The 20,353-nt window shown below is 61.1% G+C and carries 18 protein-coding genes; 11 read left to right on the top strand and 7 right to left on the bottom strand.

The window, feature by feature from the left end:
- Positions 1-62 precede the first annotated feature (62 nt).
- The 10 genes from pqqA (at position 63) to ACSQ84_RS31130 (ending at position 10,134) form a co-directional block, all read left to right on the top strand.
- Positions 63-143 (top strand): pyrroloquinoline quinone precursor peptide PqqA, encoded by an 81-nt coding sequence (gene pqqA / locus ACSQ84_RS31175; protein ID WP_012029362.1) that lies wholly within the window; start codon positions 63-65, stop codon positions 141-143.
- Between the two features lie 148 nt (positions 144-291).
- Positions 292-1,221, top strand: a complete 930-nt coding sequence (pqqB, locus tag ACSQ84_RS31170) for a pyrroloquinoline quinone biosynthesis protein PqqB (protein ID WP_436215563.1) — start codon at positions 292-294, stop codon at positions 1,219-1,221.
- Positions 1,222-1,241: 20 nt separating this feature from the next.
- Positions 1,242-1,997, top strand: a complete 756-nt coding sequence (pqqC, locus tag ACSQ84_RS31165; RefSeq protein WP_436215625.1) for a pyrroloquinoline-quinone synthase PqqC — start codon at positions 1,242-1,244, stop codon at positions 1,995-1,997.
- Between the two features lie 57 nt (positions 1,998-2,054).
- Positions 2,055-2,366: a pyrroloquinoline quinone biosynthesis peptide chaperone PqqD gene (gene pqqD, locus ACSQ84_RS31160; protein ID WP_436215562.1), complete on the top strand. Its 312-nt coding sequence runs from the start codon at positions 2,055-2,057 to the stop codon at positions 2,364-2,366.
- A complete protein-coding gene (gene pqqE, locus ACSQ84_RS31155; protein ID WP_436215561.1) occupies positions 2,363-3,568 on the top strand; it encodes a pyrroloquinoline quinone biosynthesis protein PqqE in 1,206 nt (401 codons plus the stop codon). Before pqqD ends, pqqE begins: the two co-directional genes overlap by 4 nt.
- Complete coding sequence (pip, locus tag ACSQ84_RS31150; RefSeq protein WP_436215560.1) at positions 3,558-4,538, top strand: prolyl aminopeptidase; 981 nt, start codon at positions 3,558-3,560, stop codon at positions 4,536-4,538. The genes pqqE and pip overlap by 11 nt, the downstream gene beginning before the upstream one ends.
- A gap of 11 nt (positions 4,539-4,549) precedes the next feature.
- A complete protein-coding gene (locus ACSQ84_RS31145; protein WP_436215559.1) occupies positions 4,550-5,221 on the top strand; it encodes a hypothetical protein in 672 nt (223 codons plus the stop codon).
- Positions 5,222-5,462: 241 nt separating this feature from the next.
- Positions 5,463-7,262 carry an FAD-dependent oxidoreductase gene (locus ACSQ84_RS31140; RefSeq protein WP_436215558.1) on the top strand — a complete coding sequence of 600 codons (1,800 nt, stop codon included), beginning with the start codon at positions 5,463-5,465 and terminating at the stop codon, positions 7,260-7,262.
- Positions 7,232-9,082, top strand: coding sequence for a 2-oxoacid:acceptor oxidoreductase subunit alpha (locus ACSQ84_RS31135; protein WP_436215557.1), 1,851 nt, complete (start codon positions 7,232-7,234; stop codon positions 9,080-9,082). Before ACSQ84_RS31140 ends, ACSQ84_RS31135 begins: the two co-directional genes overlap by 31 nt.
- The gene (locus tag ACSQ84_RS31130) at positions 9,079-10,134 is read left to right on the top strand and encodes a 2-oxoacid:ferredoxin oxidoreductase subunit beta (RefSeq protein ID WP_436215556.1); all 1,056 of its coding nucleotides are present in this window, start codon (positions 9,079-9,081) and stop codon (positions 10,132-10,134) included. Before ACSQ84_RS31135 ends, ACSQ84_RS31130 begins: the two co-directional genes overlap by 4 nt.
- Before the next feature lie 49 nt (positions 10,135-10,183).
- Here the strand turns inward: ACSQ84_RS31130 and ACSQ84_RS31125 are convergent, their stop codons facing one another.
- The 4 genes from ACSQ84_RS31125 to ACSQ84_RS31110 all read right to left on the bottom strand — a co-directional run bounded on the left by ACSQ84_RS31125 (position 10,184) and on the right by ACSQ84_RS31110 (position 13,906).
- Positions 10,184-11,467, bottom strand: coding sequence for a sensor histidine kinase (locus tag ACSQ84_RS31125; protein ID WP_436215555.1), 1,284 nt, complete (start codon positions 11,465-11,467; stop codon positions 10,184-10,186).
- Entirely contained in the window at positions 11,464-12,192 is a 729-nt protein-coding gene (locus ACSQ84_RS31120) for a response regulator (protein ID WP_436215554.1), read from the bottom strand. Before ACSQ84_RS31120 ends, ACSQ84_RS31125 begins: the two co-directional genes overlap by 4 nt.
- Positions 12,193-12,223: 31 nt before the next feature.
- Positions 12,224-13,069 (bottom strand): DUF3313 domain-containing protein, encoded by an 846-nt coding sequence (locus ACSQ84_RS31115; protein ID WP_436215553.1) that lies wholly within the window; start codon positions 13,067-13,069, stop codon positions 12,224-12,226.
- Positions 13,070-13,198: 129 nt separating this feature from the next.
- The gene (locus ACSQ84_RS31110) at positions 13,199-13,906 is read right to left on the bottom strand and encodes a DUF3108 domain-containing protein (RefSeq protein ID WP_436215552.1); all 708 of its coding nucleotides are present in this window, start codon (positions 13,904-13,906) and stop codon (positions 13,199-13,201) included.
- Between the two features lie 513 nt (positions 13,907-14,419).
- Between ACSQ84_RS31110 and ACSQ84_RS31105 the strand changes: the two genes are divergently transcribed.
- Positions 14,420-15,283: a DUF4344 domain-containing metallopeptidase gene (locus tag ACSQ84_RS31105; protein WP_436215551.1), complete on the top strand. Its 864-nt coding sequence runs from the start codon at positions 14,420-14,422 to the stop codon at positions 15,281-15,283.
- A gap of 19 nt (positions 15,284-15,302) precedes the next feature.
- On the opposite strand, the gene ACSQ84_RS31100 is transcribed toward ACSQ84_RS31105, so the two are convergent.
- From ACSQ84_RS31100 to ACSQ84_RS31090, 3 genes are read right to left on the bottom strand one after another with little or no spacing between them, the layout of a single operon-like run.
- The gene (locus tag ACSQ84_RS31100; RefSeq protein WP_436215550.1) at positions 15,303-16,841 is read right to left on the bottom strand and encodes a SpoVR family protein; all 1,539 of its coding nucleotides are present in this window, start codon (positions 16,839-16,841) and stop codon (positions 15,303-15,305) included.
- Entirely contained in the window at positions 16,838-18,109 is a 1,272-nt protein-coding gene (locus ACSQ84_RS31095; RefSeq protein WP_436215624.1) for a YeaH/YhbH family protein, read from the bottom strand. The genes ACSQ84_RS31100 and ACSQ84_RS31095 overlap by 4 nt, the downstream gene beginning before the upstream one ends.
- Positions 18,110-18,131: 22 nt before the next feature.
- A complete protein-coding gene (locus ACSQ84_RS31090; RefSeq protein ID WP_436215549.1) occupies positions 18,132-20,075 on the bottom strand; it encodes a PrkA family serine protein kinase in 1,944 nt (647 codons plus the stop codon).
- Positions 20,076-20,353 lie beyond the last annotated feature (278 nt).

Below are 20,353 nucleotides of genomic sequence, written 5' to 3'. Positions count from 1 at the left end.
TCTGATCCGCAGTACCTTATCTGCCAGGGCGGAAGTTCGTCCGGTATCAAAAGGAGCGCCAAATGGCTTGGAAAGCACCAAAAATCGTCGAAGTGCCGGTCGGCATGGAAATCAACATGTATGCGTGCGCCGCCCGCAAGTAATCGGCAGCGATCATCACGGGTTTAGTGAGGTGGACCTCCGGGCCTGACACGTTCCCGATCGCGGAACTGTGTCTCGGCTCGTGTCCACCTTGCGGCGCTTTTGCCTCGCGTTTGTGCCTCAAGTCTTGAATTTGCCAGGAGACGGATCATGCTTCGCGTCGTCGTCCTGGGCGCCGCGGCGGGTGGCGGCGTTCCGCAGTGGAACTGCGGATGTCCGGTGTGCCGGACGGCGCGCAACGAGCATCCCGAACTCCAGAGCACACAAGCCTCAATCGCGGTCAGCGCCGATGGCGAGCACTGGTTCCTGATCAACGCCTCGCCCGATCTGCGGCAGCAATTGACCGCGACGTCGCAGCTTCACCCCAAGCAGGGCCAACTCCGCCACAGCCCGATCGCGGGCGTGATCTTGACCAATGGCGAGATCGACGCGGTCGCAGGCCTGTTGTCGATGCGCGAAGGGTCGCCCTTCACCCTCTATGCGCACGAACGGGTGCTTGCGATCCTCAAATCCAACAGCATCTTTAATGTGCTGAACGAGAAGAACGTGAAGCGCCAGCCGATCGCGGTGGAAAAAGCGTTCGAACCCGCGTTGCCCGATGGTTCGCCATCCGGCATCGAAATCCTTCCCTTCGAGGTTCCCGGCAAGGGCGCCTGGTATCTCCAAGGCAAGGCCCATCCGGCCGGTGCCGGCGGCGCGGGCGATACGCTCGGGCTTCGGATCCTGGACAAGGCCAGCGGCAAGTATCTCTACTTTGTTGCCGCCTGTGCGAAGGTAACCGACGATCTGAAGGTGCGGCTCGAAGGCGCCGCGCTAGTGTTCTTTGACGGCACGGTGTGGCGCGACGACGAATTGATCGCGGCCGGCCTCGGCAACAAGACCGGACAGGGCATGGGACACATCTCGATGTCAGGCGAGCACGGCGCGATCGCAAGCCTCAAAGGCCTCGACATCGGGCGCAAGATGTTTTTGCATATCAACAACTCCAACCCCGCCTTGCTGCACGGCTCGGACGAACGCAAGACCGCCGAGCAAGCCGGCTGGCACATCCCCGCCGATGGAATGGAGATCACGCTGTGAGCATCGTGCCCGTAACCAGAATGACAGCGCTATCGATCGGCAAAGGCATTTCGCTCAACAACGCCGTGGAACTGGAGGCGACGCTGCGCCACATCGGCGCGACGCGCTATCACAATCTGCATCCGTTCCACCGGCTGCTGCACGGCGGCAAGCTTAGCAAGGGCCAGGTGCAGGCCTGGGCGCTGAACCGCTATTTTTACCAGAGCACGATCCCGCTCAAGGACGCGATGGTGATCTCGCGGTTCCGCGACCGCGCGACCCGCGTCGAATGGCGGCACCGGATCGAGGACCATGACGGCGATCTCGGCTCCGAAGGCGGCATCGAACGCTGGCTCAAGCTGACCGAGGGGCTCGGGCTCGACAGTGCCTATGTCGAATCGACTGAAGGCATCCTGCCCGCCACGCGCTTTGCGGTGGAGGCCTATGTGCATTTCTGCCGCGACAAGACGCCGCTCGAGGCGATCGCCTCCTCGCTGACGGAACTGTTCGCGCCGAACCTGCACGAAGAGCGCATCTCGGGCATGCTGCAGCACTATGATTTCGTCAATCCCGATATCATGAGCTATTTCAGCCGCCGCCTGCAGCAGGCGCCGCGCGATGCCGGTTTTGCGCTCGAATATGTCAAGCAGCATGCCAATACGCCGGCGGAACGCGAGGCGGTCTGCAACGCGCTGATTTTCAAGACCAATGTGCTATGGGTTCAGCTCGATGCGCTGTATCATGCCTATGTCGACGGCCACATCCCGCCCGGCGCGTTCGTGCCCCAGGAGGGCTGAAAGCCGGACCTGCGAGCCAGAACTGAAACCTGAACCGAGAACCGGAATCCGCGATCGATGGCTTTGGGCCGCAACATCAGTGTCAGCGAGGCGAGCCGGCCGAAATTGCCGCGGCACGCCAAGCTGAAATTCGATGAGACGCGGCAGGTCTGGGTAATCCTGGCCCCCGAACGCGTGCTGGCGCCGGATGAAATCGCGGTCGAAGTGCTGCAGCTGTGCGACGGTGTTCGCAGCGTCTCTGCGATGATCGAGCAGCTGGCCGCCAAATACGCCGCCCCCCGCGAGGCGATCGCGACCGACGTGGTCGCGATGCTGCAGGACCTCGCCGACAAGGGCTTTCTCACCGAAGCGCGCGAGAAGACGTCATGAGCGAGATTCTCACCGACGGCAAAGCGGCAACCACACCCCATGACGGGCTCTCGGTGCTGGAGCAACGGCGCTCGACGGCGGAAACGTTTGGCATTCCGCTCGCGGTGCTGGCCGAGCTGACACACCGCTGCCCGCTGCAATGCCCCTATTGCTCCAATCCGCTCGAGCTCGACCGCGGCGGCACGGAGCTGACCACCGCGGAATGGAAAAAGGTTTTGACCGAGCTCGCCGAAATCGGCGTGCTGCAGATCCATTTTTCCGGCGGCGAGCCGACCGCGCGCAAGGATCTCGTCGAACTGGTCCAGCACGCCAGCGATGTCGGGCTCTACAGCAATTTGATTACCTCGGCGGTGCTGTTGACACGCGAAAAACTGTCTGCACTGGCCGATGCCGGGCTGTGCCATGTGCAGATCAGTTTTCAGGGCAACGAGTCCGGGGTGGCCGACCGCGTCGCCGGGCTGAAAAACGCGCATGCGAAGAAAATCGAAGCCGCGAAGTGGACGCGCGAACTCGAACTGCCGCTGACGGTCAACGCCGTCATGCACCGCCAGAACCTGCATCAGCTGTCCGACATCATCCAAATGGCAGTCGATCTCGACGCCGACCGGCTCGAAGTCGCCAACGTGCAGTATTACGGCTGGGCGCTGAAGAACCGTGCCGCCTTGATGCCGACGATGGCGCAGATCGAGGAAACCAGCCGCATCGTCGAGGAAGCCGAGGTACGGCTGAAGGGCATCCTCGCGATCGATTACGTGGTGCCGGATTATTACGCGCTGCGGCCGAAGAAATGCATGGGCGGCTGGGGCCGGCAGTTCTTCAATATCTCACCCGCCGGCAAGATCCTGCCGTGCCATGCGGCGGAAAGCATCACCGGACTAGAATTCCTGTCGGTGCGATCCAATCACTCGATCGCCTGGATCTGGCAGAACTCCGAGGCCTTCAACCGCTATCGCGGCACCGGCTGGATGCCGGAGCCCTGCAAGAGCTGTGAATTCCGCGAGGTCGATTTCGGCGGCTGCCGCTGCCAGGCTTTTGCGCTGACCGGCGATGCCGGCAACACCGATCCGGCCTGCACGCTGTCGCCGATGCATGAGCAGATCTTCAAGCAGGCCGAGCAGGAAGCGGCCTCCGGCAACAACCGTTTCCTCTATCGCAATTTCGCCGGCGGCACGCTGGAGACGGAAGACGAGCATGGCGCCTGACGCCGACGCCGGAAAGTTCGCCAAACGCGCCGATCCGTTTGCACCGCTGACCTCGGAGCAGCTCGATGTCGGCAATGGCCACGAGATCTATGTCGAGAGCGTCGGCCGCATCGACGGCATCCCTGCGGTCTACCTGCACGGCGGACCCGGCAGCGGTTGCCAGCCCGATCACCGGCGCCTGTTCGACCCCGAGCGGTTCCACGCGGTGCTGTTCGACCAGCGCGGCGCCGGCCGCAGCCGCCCCAAGGGCCGGCGTGAAGACAACACCCTGCCGCATCTGATCGCGGACCTGGAGATGATCCGCGAAAAATTCGGCTTCGAGCGCTGGATGGTGGTCGGCGGCTCCTGGGGTGCCACGCTGGCGCTGGCCTATGCACAAGCCAATCCCGATCGCATCACCGGCATCGTGCTGCGCGCCACGTTCCTCGGCACCCGACAGGAGTTGGAAGCTGCTTTCCTCGACGTGCTGCCGCGCTTCTATCCGGCGCTGCATGCGGACTTCCTCAATGTGTTGCCACCGGGCGAACGCGCGCAACCGATCGACGCTTACTTCCGCCGTATCCTCGATGCTGACACCGCTGTGCATGGCCCGGCGGCGAGGGCGTGGGGCGAGACCGAGCGTATCCTCTCCGAGCACATTCCGAGCCGCGCCCGGCTCGATCCGGTCAACTCTTCGCGCAGCCTGCCCGCCACGCCGTTCATGGAAGCGCATTATTTCGCCCATGACTGCTTCATGCGGCCGAACCAGCTGATGGAGGACGCCGGCAGGCTCGCCGGCATTCCCGGCATCATCGTGCAGGGCCGCTATGATTTGCTGTGTCCGCCGGCGACCTCGCACGCGCTGGCCGCGGTGTGGCGGGAAGCCGAGATACGCTTCGTCGAAGGCGCCGGTCACACGCTGTACGATCCAGGTGTGCGCAACACCGTGATGAAAGCGGTCGCGGACATGGCTTCCAAAATTACCAAATAAGGATTTTTGAAATGCCGATAGCCGGACAGGGCATGCTGCTGACGTCGATGAACATCGATGCCGCCCATGAGGCTGAATTCAACCGCTGGTACGACCGCGAGCATCTCGAAGAACGCGTCGCGATGCCCGGTTTCCTCGAAGCGCGGCGCTATGTCGCGCAGGACGGCAACCCGAAATATCTCAGCCTCTATTCCACCGAAACCATCGAGGTGCTGGACAGCCCGTTCTACCGCAATGCGCTCGCCAACCAGACCGCCTGGTCGAAAGCGAACATTGCCCGCTTCAGGAACATGATCCGGGGCGTTTCGCGCATCACCGTTAGCCGCGGCACCGGCCGCGGCGCCGCGCTCGGCATCGTCCGGCTGCGCCCTCCGGATGGCGGCGAGGATAAGTTGCGTACAGTATTGCGGGATCAACTCGATCCGGCACAACGCGACGGCATCATCTCCATGCATCTGCTGGAAAACGATCCGGCGCTGTCGAAACCCATCACCGACGACGCTTCCGCTCCCAATCCCGGCGCCGGCGACTGGTTCGTGCTGATCGACGCCACCGATGTCAGTGCAGTGCCCGCGACGGTCGCGCAGTTCACCGACAACGCCGCGATCAAGCCGCTGGTGGTGACGAGCGGCGTCTACCGGCTGATGTGGGATCTGGCGAAAAGCGATCTGCCGCGCGCGTAGCCGCCGGTGAAAAAAGTGCCGCTATGCTGCACCGCCGCATAGTTCCGGGCTAACCCTGACGCTCACGCGTGCCATGCATTGAAAGCGGGAGATCGCGCAAAATTGCCTTTGTGCCTCGTCTGGAATGGCTCTAAGCTCCGATAAGATAAGCCTATGATCCGATTTAAGAACCACAAGAACGCCGACTAAGCGTTCCAGGCTAACAAGGCCGCGCCCGGATGGCTGGCGCGGAAAGGTAGGAATGAAACCGACTGATATCTCGGCGCCGGACTACTTTCATAAAGTGGTTGATTGCCAATGGGCCTGCCCCGCTCACACGCCAGTTCCCGAATACATCCGTTTGATTGCCGAGGGGCGTTATAGCGACGCCTACATGATCAATTGGAAATCGAACGTGTTTCCCGGAATTCTGGGACGCACCTGCGATCGCCCGTGCGAGCCGGCGTGCCGCCGCGGCCGTGTCGAGGAAACGCCGGTGGCGATCTGCCGCCTGAAGCGCGTCGCCGCCGATTTCAAGGATGACGTCAAGCACCGCATGCCGGTTCCACTGGCCAAGAACGGCAAGCGCATCGCGCTGGTCGGCGGCGGTCCGGCCTCGCTTGCGGTGGCGCGGGATCTTGCGCCGCTCGGCTATCACTGCACGGTGTTCGATGCCGACCCCAAGGCCGGCGGCATGATGCGCAGCCAGATTCCAAAATTCCGGCTGCCGGATTCGGTGATCGACGAGGAAACCGATTACATCCTCAACCTCGGCATCGAGTTCAAGGGCGGTCATCGCATCGACAGCCTGAAGCAGCTGATGGCTGAAAACTATGATGCGATCTTCGTCGGCTCCGGCGCGCCGCGCGGCCGCGAGCTCGACATCCCCGGCCGCAAGGAAGCCGCCGGCAATATCCATATCGGCATCGAATGGCTGGCCTCGGTCTCATTCGGCCATGTCGAGAAGATCGGCCGACGCGTGATCGTGCTCGGCGGCGGCAACACCGCGATGGATTGCTGCCGCACCGCGCGCCGCCTCGGCGGCGAAGAGGTCAAGGTGGTGGTTCGGTCCGGCTTCGAGGAAATGAAGGCCTCGCCGTGGGAAAAGGAAGACGCCCTCCACGAGGACATTCCGATCCTCAATTTCATGGTGCCGGTCGCCTTTACCCACGACAACGGCAAGCTCACCGGCGTCACCTTCCAGAAGGTGAAGGCGGAATACGACGCCAAAGGCCGCCGCAACCTGGTGTCCGCGGGCGAGCCGGACCAGACCATTCCCTGCGACGACGTGCTGGTAGCGGTCGGCCAGGAAAACGCCTTCCCCTGGATCGAGCGTGACTGCGGCATCGAGTTCGACAAGTGGAACATGCCGCAGGTCGACACCACGACGTTCGCGTCGACCAACCCGAAAGTGTTCTTCGGCGGCGACGCGGCGTTCGGTCCCAAGAACATCATCTGGGCGGTGGCACACGGCCATGACGCCGCGCTGTCGATCCACAAGATGCTCTCCGGCGAGGACATCACCGAGCGCCCGCTGCCCGAAGTGAACGTCTCGTCGCAGAAGATGGGCATCCACGAGTGGAGCTACGACAACGACATCTCCGCCGACAAGCGTTACAAGGTGCCGCATCGCGACAAGGTAATCGCGCTCAAGGACATCCGCGCCGAGGTCGAACTGGGCTACGACGTCAAGCTCGCGCTCGGTGAGGCGCAGCGCTGCCTGAACTGCGACATCCAGACCGTATTCTCGGCGCCAGCATGCATCGAATGCGACGCCTGCGTCGACATCTGCCCGATGGATTGCATCACTTTTACAGAGAACGGCGACGAAGCGGATCTGCGGACACGGCTGAAAGCGCCCTCGCCGCATCACGACCAGGCGCTCTATGTCGCCGACGGGCTCAAGACCGGGCGCGTCATGGTGAAGGACGAAGACGTCTGCCTGCATTGCGGGCTTTGCGCCGAGCGCTGCCCCACCGGGGCCTGGGACATGCAAAAATACCTCATCGATATGACTCACGCGGGATCAACATGTCCGTCCAAAGCCCGATCAGCAGCGTAAACGACTTCGTCGTCCGCTTTGCCAACGTCAACGGCTCGGGCTCGGCCAGCGCCAACGAAATGTTCGCGCGCTCGATCCTGCGCCACGGCGTGCCGGTAAGCCCACGTAACGTCTTCCCCTCCAACATCCAGGGGCTGCCGACCTGGTACGAGGTGCGGGTCACCGAAGCCGGTCACCTCGGCGCCCGCGGCGGCGTCGACATGATGGTGGCGATGAACCCGCAGACCTGGGACAAGGACGTCGCCTCGATCGAGCCCGGCGGCTATCTGTTCTACGATTCGACCAAGCCGATGCCGACCTCGAAATTCCGCGCCGACATCACCGTGATCGGCGTGCCGCTGACCGCGATCACCAACTCGACCTATACCGATCCGCGCCAGCGCCAGCTGTTCAAGAACATCATCTACCTCGGCGCGATGTGCGCCCTGCTCGACATGGACCCGAAAATCGTCGAGCAATTGATATCGGAACAATACAAGGGCAAGGAAAAGCTGCTGTCTTCGAACGTCCACGCGCTGCATCTCGGCCGCGACTGGGCGCTGCAAAACCTGAAATGCCCGATCGGGCTGCGGGTCAAGAAATCCGACAAGGTCGGCGACCGCATCTTCATCGAGGGCAACAGCGCGGCCGCGCTCGGCGCGGTCTATGGCGGCGCCACCGTCTGCGCGTGGTATCCGATCACGCCGTCATCTTCGCTGGCGGACGCGTTCGGCGCCCATTGCAAGAAGCTGCGGCACGATCCCGAGACCGGCAAGGCCAAATACGCCATCGTGCAGGGCGAGGATGAACTCGCCTCGATCGGCATCGTGATCGGGGCCTCATGGAACGGCGCGCGCGCCTTCACCGCGACCTCCGGCCCCGGCATCTCGCTGATGACGGAATTCATCGGCCTGTCGTATTTTGCCGAAATTCCCGGCGTCATCATGAACGTGCAGCGCGCCGGCCCCTCGACCGGCATGCCGACGCGCACCCAGCAATGCGACATCATCGCCTGCGCCTATGCTTCGCACGGCGACACCAAGCACATCCTGCTGTTTCCGGAAGACCCGGCCGAAGCGTTCGAATTCGCGGCGCAATCGTTCGATCTGGCCGAACGGCTGCAGACCATGATCTTTCTGATGCTCGACCTCGACATCGGCATGAACCACCGGCTGTGCCGTCCCTTGAAGTGGGACGACGCCAGGCAATATGACCGCGGCAAGGTGATGACCGCGGAGATGCTCGATGAACCCGGCCGCGATTTCGGCCGCTATCTCGACGTCGACGGCGACGGCATTCCCTACCGCACCTATCCCGGCACGCATCCGACCAAAGGCTCGTTCTTCACCCGCGGCACCTCGCGCGACCGCTACGCGCGCTATTCCGAGGACGGCGCGGTTTATGCCGACAACATGCAGCGGCTGGTGCGCAAGTTCGAAACCGCGCAGGACATGGTGCCGCGGCCGTTACAGGCCAACGCCGCCAAGCCGACCAAATACGGCGTGATCTATTTCGGCTCGACGGCGCCGGCGATGGACGAGGCGATCGGTTTGCTGGAAGCAAAGGGACATCAGCTCGACCGCTTGCGGATCCGCGCCTTCCCGTTCCACTCCAGCGTCGCGAGCTTCATCGCCGATCACGACTTCGTCTATGTGGTCGAACAGAATCGCGATGCCCAGCTGCGCCAGTTGATCGTCAACGAGAACGGCATCGATCCGGTCCGGCTGGTGCCGATTCTGCACTATGACGGCACCCCGATCACTGCGCGCTTCATCGCCAGCACCATCGGCGACCATCAGGACCATCTGAAAGTGACTCCTCTCCGCAAGGCCGTGTCATGACCTACATTGCAAAACCGAAATTCCATCATCCCGGCCTGCCGAAGAACGATCTCGGCTACACCCACCGGGATTACGAGGGCAAGATTTCGACGCTGTGCGCCGGCTGCGGCCATGACTCGATCACCGCCTCGATCATCGAGGCCTGCTACGAGCTGTCGATCGAGCCGCATCGCGTCGCCAAGATCTCCGGCATCGGCTGCTCCTCGAAAACGCCGGACTATTTCCTCGGCAATTCGCACGGCTTCAACTCGGTGCACGGCCGCATGCCGTCGGTCCTGACCGGCGCCAACCTCGCCAACCGCGACCTGATCTATCTCGGCGTTTCCGGCGACGGCGATTCGGCCTCGATCGGCTTCGGCCAGTTCGCCCATTCGATCCGGCGCGGCGTCAACATGACCTACATCGTCGAGAACAACGGCGTCTACGGCCTGACCAAGGGCCAGTTCTCGGCCACCGCCGACCGCGGCTCGAAATCCAAGAAGGGTGTGATGAACACCGACAACGCCATCGACCTGGTGGCGATCGCACTGCAGCTCGGCGCCAGCTTCGTGGCGCGTAGCTTCTCCGGCGACAAAACCCAGCTGGTGCCGCTGATCGCGGCCGCGATCCGCCACAAGGGCGCGTCGTTCATCGACGTGATCAGCCCCTGCATCGCCTTCAACAACCACGCCGGCTCGACCAAGAGCTTTGACTACGTCCGCGAACATAATGATGCGGTCAACTATCTCGACGTCATCACCGGCCGCGACCCGATCACGGTCGATTACGCCCCGGGCTCGGTGCAGGTGGTGGAGCAGCATGACGGCACCAGGCTCGCGCTGCGCAAGATCGACGCCGACTACGACGCGCACGATCGGCTCGCGGCCATGACCTTCCTGCAGAAGCACGCCGCCAAGGGTCAGGTGGTGACCGGGCTGCTCTACGTCGATCCCGACGCCGAGGACATGCACGCCCATCTCGACACCGTCGAGACCCCGCTCAATACGCTGGAAGCCAAGGAATTGTGCCCCGGCTCCAGCGCATTGGAAAAGATCAACGCCAGCCTGCGGTAGATAGTCAGAAATCCTTTCAGCGCTCGATTGAGCTTCCGTGCTCAACCGCTCAATTTCGGCTCTCGCTGAGAAAGCCGGTCGTCTCCCTTGTAAAGCGGCACTCCATCTTGTTCCGAGCGGCAAGTACGATGGTCTGTTTGAGTCCCCTCGGCGTCCTGTTCTCCATGCTGAGCGTGCCGCCCATACGTTCAATAATTTCCTTCGCGATCGCCAACCCCAGTCCCGCGCCCGGAACATGCTGTCTGCGCGCTGGATCGACCCTGAAAAACGGCTCAAACACGCTGGCCATTACGTTTTCCGGAATACCGGGACCGTCGTCTTCGATCACAACGAGGCAATTGCTGCCGTGCCTCTCGACGCTCACCCGGGCGCCGCCGCCGTGGCTGGCAGCATTAATGATCAAGTTGCGCAAGGCCCGGGTAAATGCGAGCGGTGCGACGACGACGTCGCCTGCGCTCAACTGAAGCAAAGTCACTGAAAAGTTCAGTCTTGCGAGCTCCTCGCACACTCGCTTGACGAACTCATCCAGCTTGATCGGCTCGCTGCTGTTTGCTGAGGTTTCCTCGCGAACGAGCTGGATCGCGCTATCCGCAATCCGGTCCAACTCCTCCAGATCGCGGAGCCAATGCGGCCTTTCGTCTTCGGGGAGGAACTCAGCGCGCAACCGCATCCGGGTCATCGGCGTTCTCAGATCGTGCCCGGCAGCCGCAACAAGCCGCATTCTGCTTTCAACGGCCATCCTTAGACTTTCGCCCATCATGTTAAGGGCGCGTGCGGTTACTTTGACCTCGGCCGGGCCTTCTTCCGGGATTTTCTGTAGCGAACCATCGGCGCCGATCTTTGTAGCCATCGATTGCAGAAAACTGAGCTGCCTGGTGATGCGATGGGCAACAATCAAGGCAACTCCGATCACCCCGATCGTAATAAGCGCCATCCATCCCAAAACTGCATACCAGACACGGCGCGGAGGTCGTTGATCAGGAATGGGCGCCGTCAACCAACCGTGATCCAGATTGACCGACGCGGTGGGATGACCGCCGCCCGGCGGTTGCTTTACGACGACGTCGAAATGAATGCCGGCATGACGAAACGATTCCTTTAGCCTGGCGGTCGGTTCTTCGAGAATCTCTCCGGGCCCAGGCTCAGGCGCCAGGCGCAATATCGCAGCCTTCCCGTCCAAGGTCAGTGCAGGCTTGATCATCAGAATGCGTTCGACAAGTCCCTCGCCAAAATTGCGCTGCTTCACCGAGTAGATCACGAAGGTCGACAGCGCGACGACGCAAATGATCGAAACGACTAACGTCACAGCAATGCGGGCACGCAGGGAATTCACCGCTCCGCTCCTACATTCTCCACGCGCGCGGCGAAGATATAGCCGCCGTTTCGAACCGTCTTGATCATCTGAAACTCGTCGTTGTCGCCCAGCTTTTTTCTTAGTCTGCTCATCAGGACGTCGATCGAGCGGTCAAAGGCATCCTCCGCTCCTCGCTTGGTGATTTCCAGCAATTGATCTCGCGACATCAAGCGACCCGGGCGGGCGACCAAAGCCAGCAACAGGTCGAACTCGGCTGCGGTCAAGTCGAGTGGCGCGCCGGTCTCGTTGTCAACGACGTGTCGAATACCAGGATGCAGTCTAAATCTTCCAAAGCGATGCTCGAGCGCATAGGACAACTGGATGTCCTGGTTGACCTGTCGACGGAGGACGGCGCGTATCCGCGCAAGCAACTCCCGTGGGTTGAACGGTTTGCCGACATAATCGTCCGCACCGATCTCCAATCCAATGATGCGATCGATATCTTCCTTGAGCGCCGTGAGAAGTATGACCGGTATGTGCGATCCTTGCCGGCGCAAATCCCGGCAAATGTCCAGACCGGACCCGTCCGGCAGCATCACGTCGAGGACAACCAGATTGATTTCGTGAAGGCTGAGCGCATTGTCCATCGTCCGTCGGTCCGACGCGAGGGTCACCTGAAACTCTTGTTCGGTCAAATAGCGCCCGAGGAGCTTGCGTATCTCCAGATCGTCATCGACTATCAGGACATGTGGGTTACGAGACATCGTGCTCCTGAAACCTCTGGAACCTGCCGCATTAGTTACCCGCAGCGGCTCCCTCGTCAGACCATTCCGGCGGTGCTCCGAGCCGGCCACCTACGAGCCCCGGAATTCCCACCCGTCCGAAAGCATCGCAGGCTGCATTTTTCGGCGCGCCGCCCAGCGTCGAGGTTACACGCTGCACTGTCGGGATCGACAATTTTTTGTTGAACGGCGTTTCCGCCGTGACCAGCAACTTGCTGAAATCGTCGCCGAAGGCGCTGGCGAGGTCGTAAGCGTCCCCGGCTGTCGATACGCGCGCGGTGCTCGTGATGGAGTCGGCAGCTCGCGCCCAAACCATCGCGGCCTTCTGCTCACCCCTGCTGTTGCGCGCCTCCGACTCGATTGAAAGGCTGCCCAAGCCGATCGGAATACGTGGTACCGGCACCGGCACGCTGAGATTAAGAAACATCGGAACAATTCCAACCACTTTCGATGCGCCGGCCATTCCCGGATCGGTCAGAGTGACATGTGTGACCGTCGCGTGAACGACCAGATCGGCGGATTGTCCCGGCGGCACGACTTCAAAGCGATCGCTAAGCCCGATGCAGATGGATCTGTCGACGGCATTGGCTATGATCTTCCGCTGCTTGTCGGAAAGCTCGACCTGCGCCGCGGCGCTTGAGAACGAAGTTCGTGAAATCGATACCGTTTTTGCCGCAAGGACCTCAGCTCGATCCACATGAAGCCTGGACTGCGTGAGGGTGCCATTGGACGGCGCTAGACTGTCATATGCCGAGAGGGACCCTGAGGTCGCCAGCGGTGCGGTGGCACAGCCGGACAGGATGGCACCAAGACCGATGAATGCGAGCCCATACGAGACCCGCGATATTGTCAGATCCATCTTATGCCCCGTGACCTGCGACACGCCGGATTGTTGCCTAGCATTCCCGGCAGTTGGCAAAATGTCCGAACCTTGCCTGATCCACCCGGTTTGTTGCTGAATATTACCGGTTAAAGACCCTCCCTCGGATTAGCTGATCCGACGGATCATGACTGTTCCGACCGGCAGCGGAATCTCGACTCGGACGGGAAGCTTTGGCTCGCCGGCCTTGCTGACCCTGGGATAGGCGATGATTATCGCGATGGGCTTGCTGCTGCTCGAGGGCTTGTGACCCGCGATCGGGCGATAGACGGCGCGGCATACGATTTCGCCGGCCACGGGATCGCCGGACATCAGCGTCAAATCAAATCGCATGCTTCCCGTGAAGACGTGAGCGATGCCGTCGCATCGGCTATCCGATTGCGACGCCCGCATGATTTCGGTCACCATCGCGCTCATCGGGTCGAGAACTTCCTTCAGATGCGGCAGTTCGATCGGGAGCCGGCCCGCCTGGTCAGCGGCGCTAAGTGGCGGTTCAATCGACACGCTGGTGGCCCTGTCGCCTGCGAAGTTGACCTCAACCGTTCGCGCGGTACTCCCTTCGGTTTTGAGAACAAAGCTGGCTGGAATAATGCGATTGCCGCGCGACGCTCCGTTGGACGAGGCGTCGAAGCGGCTCGAATAGCCCAGGAGCGAGGCGTCACCGTTGACGCGAATGGCATACGCGCCCGGCGCCATGTCGCCAGTCAAGCGCGCCTTTCCTATTGGAATACCTGCAAGTGTGGCGCGATAGACGGCATCAAATGCTTCGGCCATCGCGGGTAAGGGAGTCGCGAGTAATGGAATGATGGCCAGCAAGCTTCGAAGCCGAAACAAGACGATTACGGCGTTTATTGCGTTCGCGCTCACGAGGACCACTGTCATGTCTGAACGAACGGGATAGCAACTAATGTCAGGGAATTTAGACCAGAATGAGGGATGCGAAGCCTGAACTGCGAACTGTCGGTTGATGCGGTCGTGTTTTCGCTCTGCAAGTGGTTTGGCGTCCATCGTAACGAGACGCGTTGCGGTTCTTGATCGACGACGGCAGCAGCGGCAGGAATCGTGAACATTTTCAATACGATGAAGGTTATCTTCAGAACGGTTCTCACAGGCTGTTCTCCGGTTCTTGAGAACAGTGCCTTCCAACCGTTGCCATCAAATGGCGCGTTTGTTTCGTTATGTTTCGCTGATCCCCGAAGACCAGTCTGTCGAACTTTTGGTGCGACTGACAAGAGTGCGACCAACGAACTGGCGGCCGAGCATGGTATGGTCGCTCGCCCCACCAGTAGCCAACCATCCCGAATTCACCATTCATAATTGAGACATTTGATGTGGCACAAACCTAGTGCGATCGCCGCCGTTCTGGCGGCAACGATCTGTTCGACCACCGGCACCGTAATCGCAGCCCCCAAAAGCAAGCCCAACCAGATCCGATACGAGTATGTGGCGCCAAAGGATCCGGCGCACCAGCCGATCCTGGACCAAATGAAGCAGGGTCGCGCACTAGAGCACCTGCAGGAATTGCTTAGTCCGCTCCGCCTGTCCTATCCGCTGACGCTCAAGGTCGCGGGTTGCGACGGCGCCGTGAACGCCTGGTACGACGATGAAGTCGTCACCGTGTGTTACGAAATGCTGGCGGAGATCCTGAAGAGCGCGCCGGCCCATGACCTTCCCGGCGGGTTATCCAGGGCCGACACGGTCCTGGGCCCGGTTCTCGCGGTGTTTTTGCACGAAACCGCGCATGCGGTTTTCAACATGCTGCAAATACCCGTGCTCGGCCGCGAGGAGGATGCCGCCGATCAGTTCGCCGCTTACGTGATGCTTCGATTGAGCAAGGACGAGGCCCGCAGGATGATCCTGGGCTCTGCCTATCACCATGCGATCCAGATGCCGGGACCGCAGGTCACCGTTCCGATCCGATCGCTTGCGGGGGAGCACTCGACGCCAGCGCAGCGGACGTTCAACATTTTGTGCATCGCCTATGGCGCAGACAAGACGCTGTTTGCCGACCTCGTTGAAAAGGACTTCTTGCCCAAGGACCGCGCGGAGGTCTGTGCGCGGGAATACGATGACCTCGACTTTGCCATGACAAAGCTGATCAGCCCGCATATTGACAAGCGTCTCGCCGGGAAATTTCACGAAGTCTGGGCACGCACCGTCAGCACCCGTCGCGCCCATTTGGCGCGCCAATAATTTGGGAACGCCGGATTACCTACGCCACGGCAGCCAGCCCGCGCGGGTTGGCGACGTATTCCTTCAACGTCTTGCCATTCGCGTCGGCCTCGACCAGCGAGACGTTGTAGGTCCAGAGGTCGGCGAGATGCTGCAGCACGCGCTTGGCATCGGCGTCATTGAGCTGCGCGCCGTTCAGCACGGTATGGCGCAGCATCAAATGACGGTCGCCGGCGAGATCGACATCGACGACTTCGATGTTGGCATCGATGAAGCCGACGTCGTATGTCCGCGACAGTGCGCGGCGCACGCGGCGATAGCCGCGCTCGTCGTGGATCGCATCGACCCTGATGCCGGCGGTTTCGGCCGGATCGTCATGCAAATGGAACATGCGGAAGTGCCGCATCAGCCGCGGGCTGAGGAACTGGCTGATGAAGCTCTCGTCGCGGTAATTGGCCCAGACGTCGCGCAGCACGCCCATCGTGTCGCCCTTCCCGGCGATATCCGGGAACCACTCGCGATCCTCGTCGTCGGGTTTGGTCACGATGCGCTCGATATCCTGCATCATGGCAAAGCCAAGCGCGTAGGGGTTGAAGCCCGAAAAATGACGATTGTCGAAATCGGGCTGGAACACGACGTTGGTATGCGACGACAGGAATTCGAGGAAATTGCCGTCGGATAGCCGCCCCTGCCGGTGGAGCCGGTTCATGATGCGGTAATGAACATAGGTCGCGGTGCCCTCGTTCATGACCTTGGTCTGGCTTTGCGGGTAAAAATACTGCGCGATGTGCCGCACGATGCGCAGCAGCTCGCGCTGCCAGGGCGCCAGGCGCGGCGCGGTCTTTTCCAGGAAGTACAGGATGTTCTCCTGCGGCAGGCCGAGCAGCGCGCGGCGGCGCTCGGCGCTCAGCGTTGCGACGCTCTTGACCGGTCCGGTTGGAACGGTCCGCCATAAATCATTGAACACGCTTTCTTCGTGCAGGCGGCGCTGCTGGGCCCGCTTCTCCTCGACGCGGAGATCGGGCACCTTTTTGCCGGGATAGCGGTTGATGCCATGCGACATCAGCGCGTGCGCCGCATCGAGCGTCTGCTCGACCGCCAACCGGCCGTGACGCTCCTCGCATTGCGCGACGTAGGTCTTGGCGAATTCGAGATAATCGAGAATGCCGTCGGCGTCGGTCCACTGCTTGAACAGATAATTGTTCTTGAAGAAATGATTGTGGCCGAAGGCGGCGTGCGCGATCACCAGCGTCTGCATGGTCGCGGTGTTCTCCTCCATCAGATAGGAGATGCACGGCGAAGAGTTGATGACGATCTCATAGGCCAGGCCCATCAGGCCCTTGCGGTAGGAAGCCTGCTGATAGGCGAAGTGCTTGCCGAACGACCAATGCTTGTAGAACAAGGGCATGCCGACCGAGCAATAGGCGTCCAGCATCTGCTCTGCCGTGATCACCTCGATCTGGTTCGGATAGACATTGAGCCCGAGTTCGGTCTCCGCGATCTCCTCGCATGCGTCATGGACCCGCTGCAATGTCGGGAAATCCCAATCGGCGCCCTGAAACAGCCGTTCGCCCGTCATGGTGCCCTTTCCTGCCTAACACGGCGCTGGAAGAGATCGTGAAACACCGGGAAGATTTCGCTGCGCTCGCACACCTTGCGCATCGACAGTGGCGCACCGGCGAGGCGCAGGCGCTCATACAGCGTCCACAGCGACGAGTCGGGCATCTCGAACGTCAAGCCGGCATCCTGGCCGACCTCAAGATAGGCAAAAAACTGACTGACGGGGAGAATTTTCTCGGTCAGCAGCCGGCCCACCACTTCGCCGTCGGACGTGGAGTTGTCGCCATCGGAGGCCTGCGCGGCATAGATATTCCAGTCCGCCGGGCGGAACCGCGAACGCACGATTTCGTGCATTTCCTGCAGCGCACTCGACACCAGCGTGCCGCCGGATGCCGGGCCGTGGAAGAATGTATCCTCGTCCACCTCTTCGGCGCGGTCGGTATGGCGGATGAAGACGATCTCGACATGGCGATAACGCCGCTTCAGGAACACGTAGAGCAGCGTGTAGAAGCGCTTGGCGAGATCCTTCATATGCTCGGTCATCGAACCCGATACGTCCATCAGGCAGAACATGACGGCCTGGGCAATCGGTTTCGGTGTGGTCTCGAAGCGCCGGTACCGGATGTCGATCGGATCGATGAACGGGATCCGCTTGGCCTTGGCCTTGAGGGTCTCGATCTCGGCCCTCAGCTCGACGCGGCGCGCCTCGTCCTCGCAAATCAGCAGCTCGGCCTCGAGGGCGGCAATCTCTTCCGGCTTCGGCCGCCGCAACGCCACCCGCCGCGCCATCGCGCGGCTCACGGTGCGGGGAATGGAGATGTTCGCGGGCGAGCCGGAGGTCGCGTACCCGGCCCGGCGGATGCCTTCGCTCTCCACCTCGGCAAGCTTGCGCTTGGCGAGGTCAGGCAATTCGAGATCGTCGAGGAACAGATCGACGAATTCCTCGCGGCTCAGAACGAACCGGAAGGCATCCTCGCTGTCGCCCTCACCCGCACCGCCGGCTTTGCCGCCAGACCCGCCCGAGCGCGGCAGCATGTCGCCTTCGATGAACTTCTTGTTTCCGGGAAGCACCATGTCGCGGGTGCCGCCTTCACGGCGGAACCGCGGCTCGTCCATGCCGTCGAGGGGTATGCTGACCTCGCCGCCTTCCAGGACATCCTTGATGTCCCGGTCGTGCGAGGACTTCTTGACCGCCTGCTGAACCAGCGCCTTCGCCCGGCGCAGGAACCGCTGGCGATTCTCAAGACTCTTACTGCCCGGATTCAGCCGCCGGTCGACGATGTGAATAGCAACCACTTTCGCATCCGCCTCAGCCGGCTTGCTTCACGCGCATATACCATTCGACGAGCCGGCGGACCTGGCGTTCGGTGTAACCGCGGTCCACCATCCGCGCGACGAAATCGTCGTGCTTCTTCTCGGTATCCCCGTCCTTTTTCGAGCCGAACGAAATGACGGGCAGCAGATCTTCCACTTGCGAGAATATCCGCTTTTCGATCACCTCGCGAACCTTTTCATAGCTGGTCCATGCCGGATTTTTGCCACCGTTCTGCGCCCGCGACCGCAGCGAGAACTTGACCACCTCGTTGCGGAAATCCTTCGGGTTGGCGATCCCTGCCGGCTTCTCGATCTTGGTCAGTTCCTGATTGAGCAGTTCCCGGTCGAGCAGCTGTCCGGTGTCGGGATCCTTGAAGTCCTGATCCTCGATCCAGGCGTCGGCATAATCCACGTAACGGTCGAACAGGTTCTGACCATAATCCGAGTAGGATTCGAGATAGGCTTTCTGAATCTCGTTTCCGATGAACTCGGCGTAGCGCGGCACCAGTTCGGCCTTGATGAATTCGAGGTAACGCTTTTCGGTCTCATCAGGAAGCTGTTCGCGACGGATCGCCTGCTCCAGTGCGTACATCAGGTGAACAGCATCCGCGCCGACCTCCGACGTGTCGTGATTGTAGGTCGCGGCGAGAACCTTGAACGCGAAGCGGGTCGAGACCCCGTCCATGCCTTCGTCGACGCCGGCGGCATCCTTGTATTCCTGGACGCTGCGGGCCTTCGGGTCGGATTCCTTGAGGCTCTCGCCGTCATAAACCCGCATCTTCGCGAACACCGTCGAATTTTCGTGACGGCGCAGCCGCGACATCACCGAGAAGCGCGCCAGCGTCTCCAGCGTTGATGGTGCGCAGGGCGAGGCGGCGAGTTCAGAACCCTGGATCAGCTTCTCGTAGATCTTCTGTTCCTCGGTGACCCGCAGGCAATACGGCACCTTGATGACGCAGATGCGGTCGATGAAAGCTTCGTTGTTCTTGTTGGTCTTGAAGCTCTGCCATTCAGACTCGTTGGAGTGCGCGAGAATAACGCCGGTAAAGGGGATCGCACCGATGTTTTCGGTTCCGATATAGTTGCCTTCCTGCGTCGCCGTCAGCAGCGGATGCAGCATCTTGATCGGCGCCTTGAACATCTCGACGAATTCGAGGATGCCCTGGTTGGCGCGGTTCAGTCCGCCGGAATAGCTGTAGGCGTCGGGGTCGTTCTGGGCGAAGATTTCCAGCTTGCGGATATCGACCTTACCGACGAGCGAGGAAATGTCCTGGTTGTTTTCATCGCCCGGCTCGGTCTTGGCGACCGCAATCTGCCGCAGCCGCGACGGCTGGATTTTGGCGACGCGGAATTGCGAGATGTCGCCGCCGAACGCTTCGAGCCGCTTGTAGCACCACGGACTCATCAACCCGCTGAGGCGGCGGCGCGGAATGCCGTATTTTTCCTCGATCATCGGCCCCAGCGTTTCCGGATCGAACAGGCTGAGCGGACTTTCGAAGACGGGGCTGAGTTCGTCACCGGCTTTCAAAACATAAATGGGGTGGACTTCCATCAACGCCTTGAGGCGCTCGGCGAGCGACGACTTGCCGCCGCCGACGGGCCCGAGCAGATAGAGAATCTGCTTGCGCTCTTCGAGGCCTTGCGCGGCGTGCCGGAAGAACCCGACAATGCGCTCGATCGTTTCCTCCATGCCATAGAAGCCGGCAAAGGCCGGATAGGTGCGCATGGTGCGGTTCAAAAAAATTCGGCCAAGGCGAGGGTCCTTGGCCGTGTCGATCATCTGAGGTTCGCCGATCGCCGCCAGCAATCGCTCGGCCGCATTTGCATATTTCAGCGGATCGCTTCGACACGACTCCAGATAATCCGCCATCGAGATGTCGCTCTGACTTCGAGCTTCGAAGGAGCGAGCAAACGCGTTGAACAGAGAATCGTTGTACATAGATTCATCTCCTCATGGTTCAGCTATAACGTAGGATGCGCTGCACAAGTTCCAAGCCCCGGCAGCATCCTTCGTATCCGATCGCGAATCACCAACAGCAGATGTGCTTATCTGACACGCGAGTGACTCCATCACGCAATGCAATAGTCATGCTAAACGACTCGGCGCCTCAAAAATATCATGAAATCCACTGAATCTGTAACCGGACGGCAACATGCGACATCCGGAGAAGTACTGGTTTCTCAGGTAGATGAACGAACTTGCAGAAACCGCGCGTG

The sequence above is a fragment of the Bradyrhizobium sp. LjRoot220 genome, from assembly GCF_964252915.1.
Taxonomy (GTDB): domain Bacteria; phylum Pseudomonadota; class Alphaproteobacteria; order Rhizobiales; family Xanthobacteraceae; genus Bradyrhizobium.
The sequence above is the reverse complement of the archived record's forward strand: the minus strand, read 5'-3'. Positions and strand labels throughout refer to the sequence as shown.

What these genes read in the sequence shown, in the direction of transcription:
- pqqA (WP_012029362.1), top strand. Translation starts at nt 63, where the DNA reads ATGGCTTGGAAAGCACCAAAAATCGTCGAAGTGCCGGTCGGCATGGAA.
- pqqB (WP_436215563.1), top strand. Translation starts at nt 292, where the DNA reads ATGCTTCGCGTCGTCGTCCTGGGCGCCGCGGCGGGTGGCGGCGTTCCG.
- pqqC (WP_436215625.1), top strand. Translation starts at nt 1,242, where the DNA reads ATGACAGCGCTATCGATCGGCAAAGGCATTTCGCTCAACAACGCCGTG.
- pqqD (WP_436215562.1), top strand. Translation starts at nt 2,055, where the DNA reads ATGGCTTTGGGCCGCAACATCAGTGTCAGCGAGGCGAGCCGGCCGAAA.
- pqqE (WP_436215561.1), top strand. Translation starts at nt 2,363, where the DNA reads ATGAGCGAGATTCTCACCGACGGCAAAGCGGCAACCACACCCCATGAC.
- pip (WP_436215560.1), top strand. Translation starts at nt 3,558, where the DNA reads ATGGCGCCTGACGCCGACGCCGGAAAGTTCGCCAAACGCGCCGATCCG.
- ACSQ84_RS31145 (WP_436215559.1), top strand. Translation starts at nt 4,550, where the DNA reads ATGCCGATAGCCGGACAGGGCATGCTGCTGACGTCGATGAACATCGAT.
- ACSQ84_RS31140 (WP_436215558.1), top strand. Translation starts at nt 5,463, where the DNA reads ATGAAACCGACTGATATCTCGGCGCCGGACTACTTTCATAAAGTGGTT.
- ACSQ84_RS31135 (WP_436215557.1), top strand. Translation starts at nt 7,232, where the DNA reads ATGTCCGTCCAAAGCCCGATCAGCAGCGTAAACGACTTCGTCGTCCGC.
- ACSQ84_RS31130 (WP_436215556.1), top strand. Translation starts at nt 9,079, where the DNA reads ATGACCTACATTGCAAAACCGAAATTCCATCATCCCGGCCTGCCGAAG.
- ACSQ84_RS31120 (WP_436215554.1), bottom strand. Translation starts at nt 12,192, where the DNA reads ATGTCTCGTAACCCACATGTCCTGATAGTCGATGACGATCTGGAGATA.
- ACSQ84_RS31115 (WP_436215553.1), bottom strand. Translation starts at nt 13,069, where the DNA reads ATGGATCTGACAATATCGCGGGTCTCGTATGGGCTCGCATTCATCGGT.
- ACSQ84_RS31105 (WP_436215551.1), top strand. Translation starts at nt 14,420, where the DNA reads ATGTGGCACAAACCTAGTGCGATCGCCGCCGTTCTGGCGGCAACGATC.
- ACSQ84_RS31100 (WP_436215550.1), bottom strand. Translation starts at nt 16,841, where the DNA reads ATGACGGGCGAACGGCTGTTTCAGGGCGCCGATTGGGATTTCCCGACA.
- ACSQ84_RS31090 (WP_436215549.1), bottom strand. Translation starts at nt 20,075, where the DNA reads ATGTACAACGATTCTCTGTTCAACGCGTTTGCTCGCTCCTTCGAAGCT.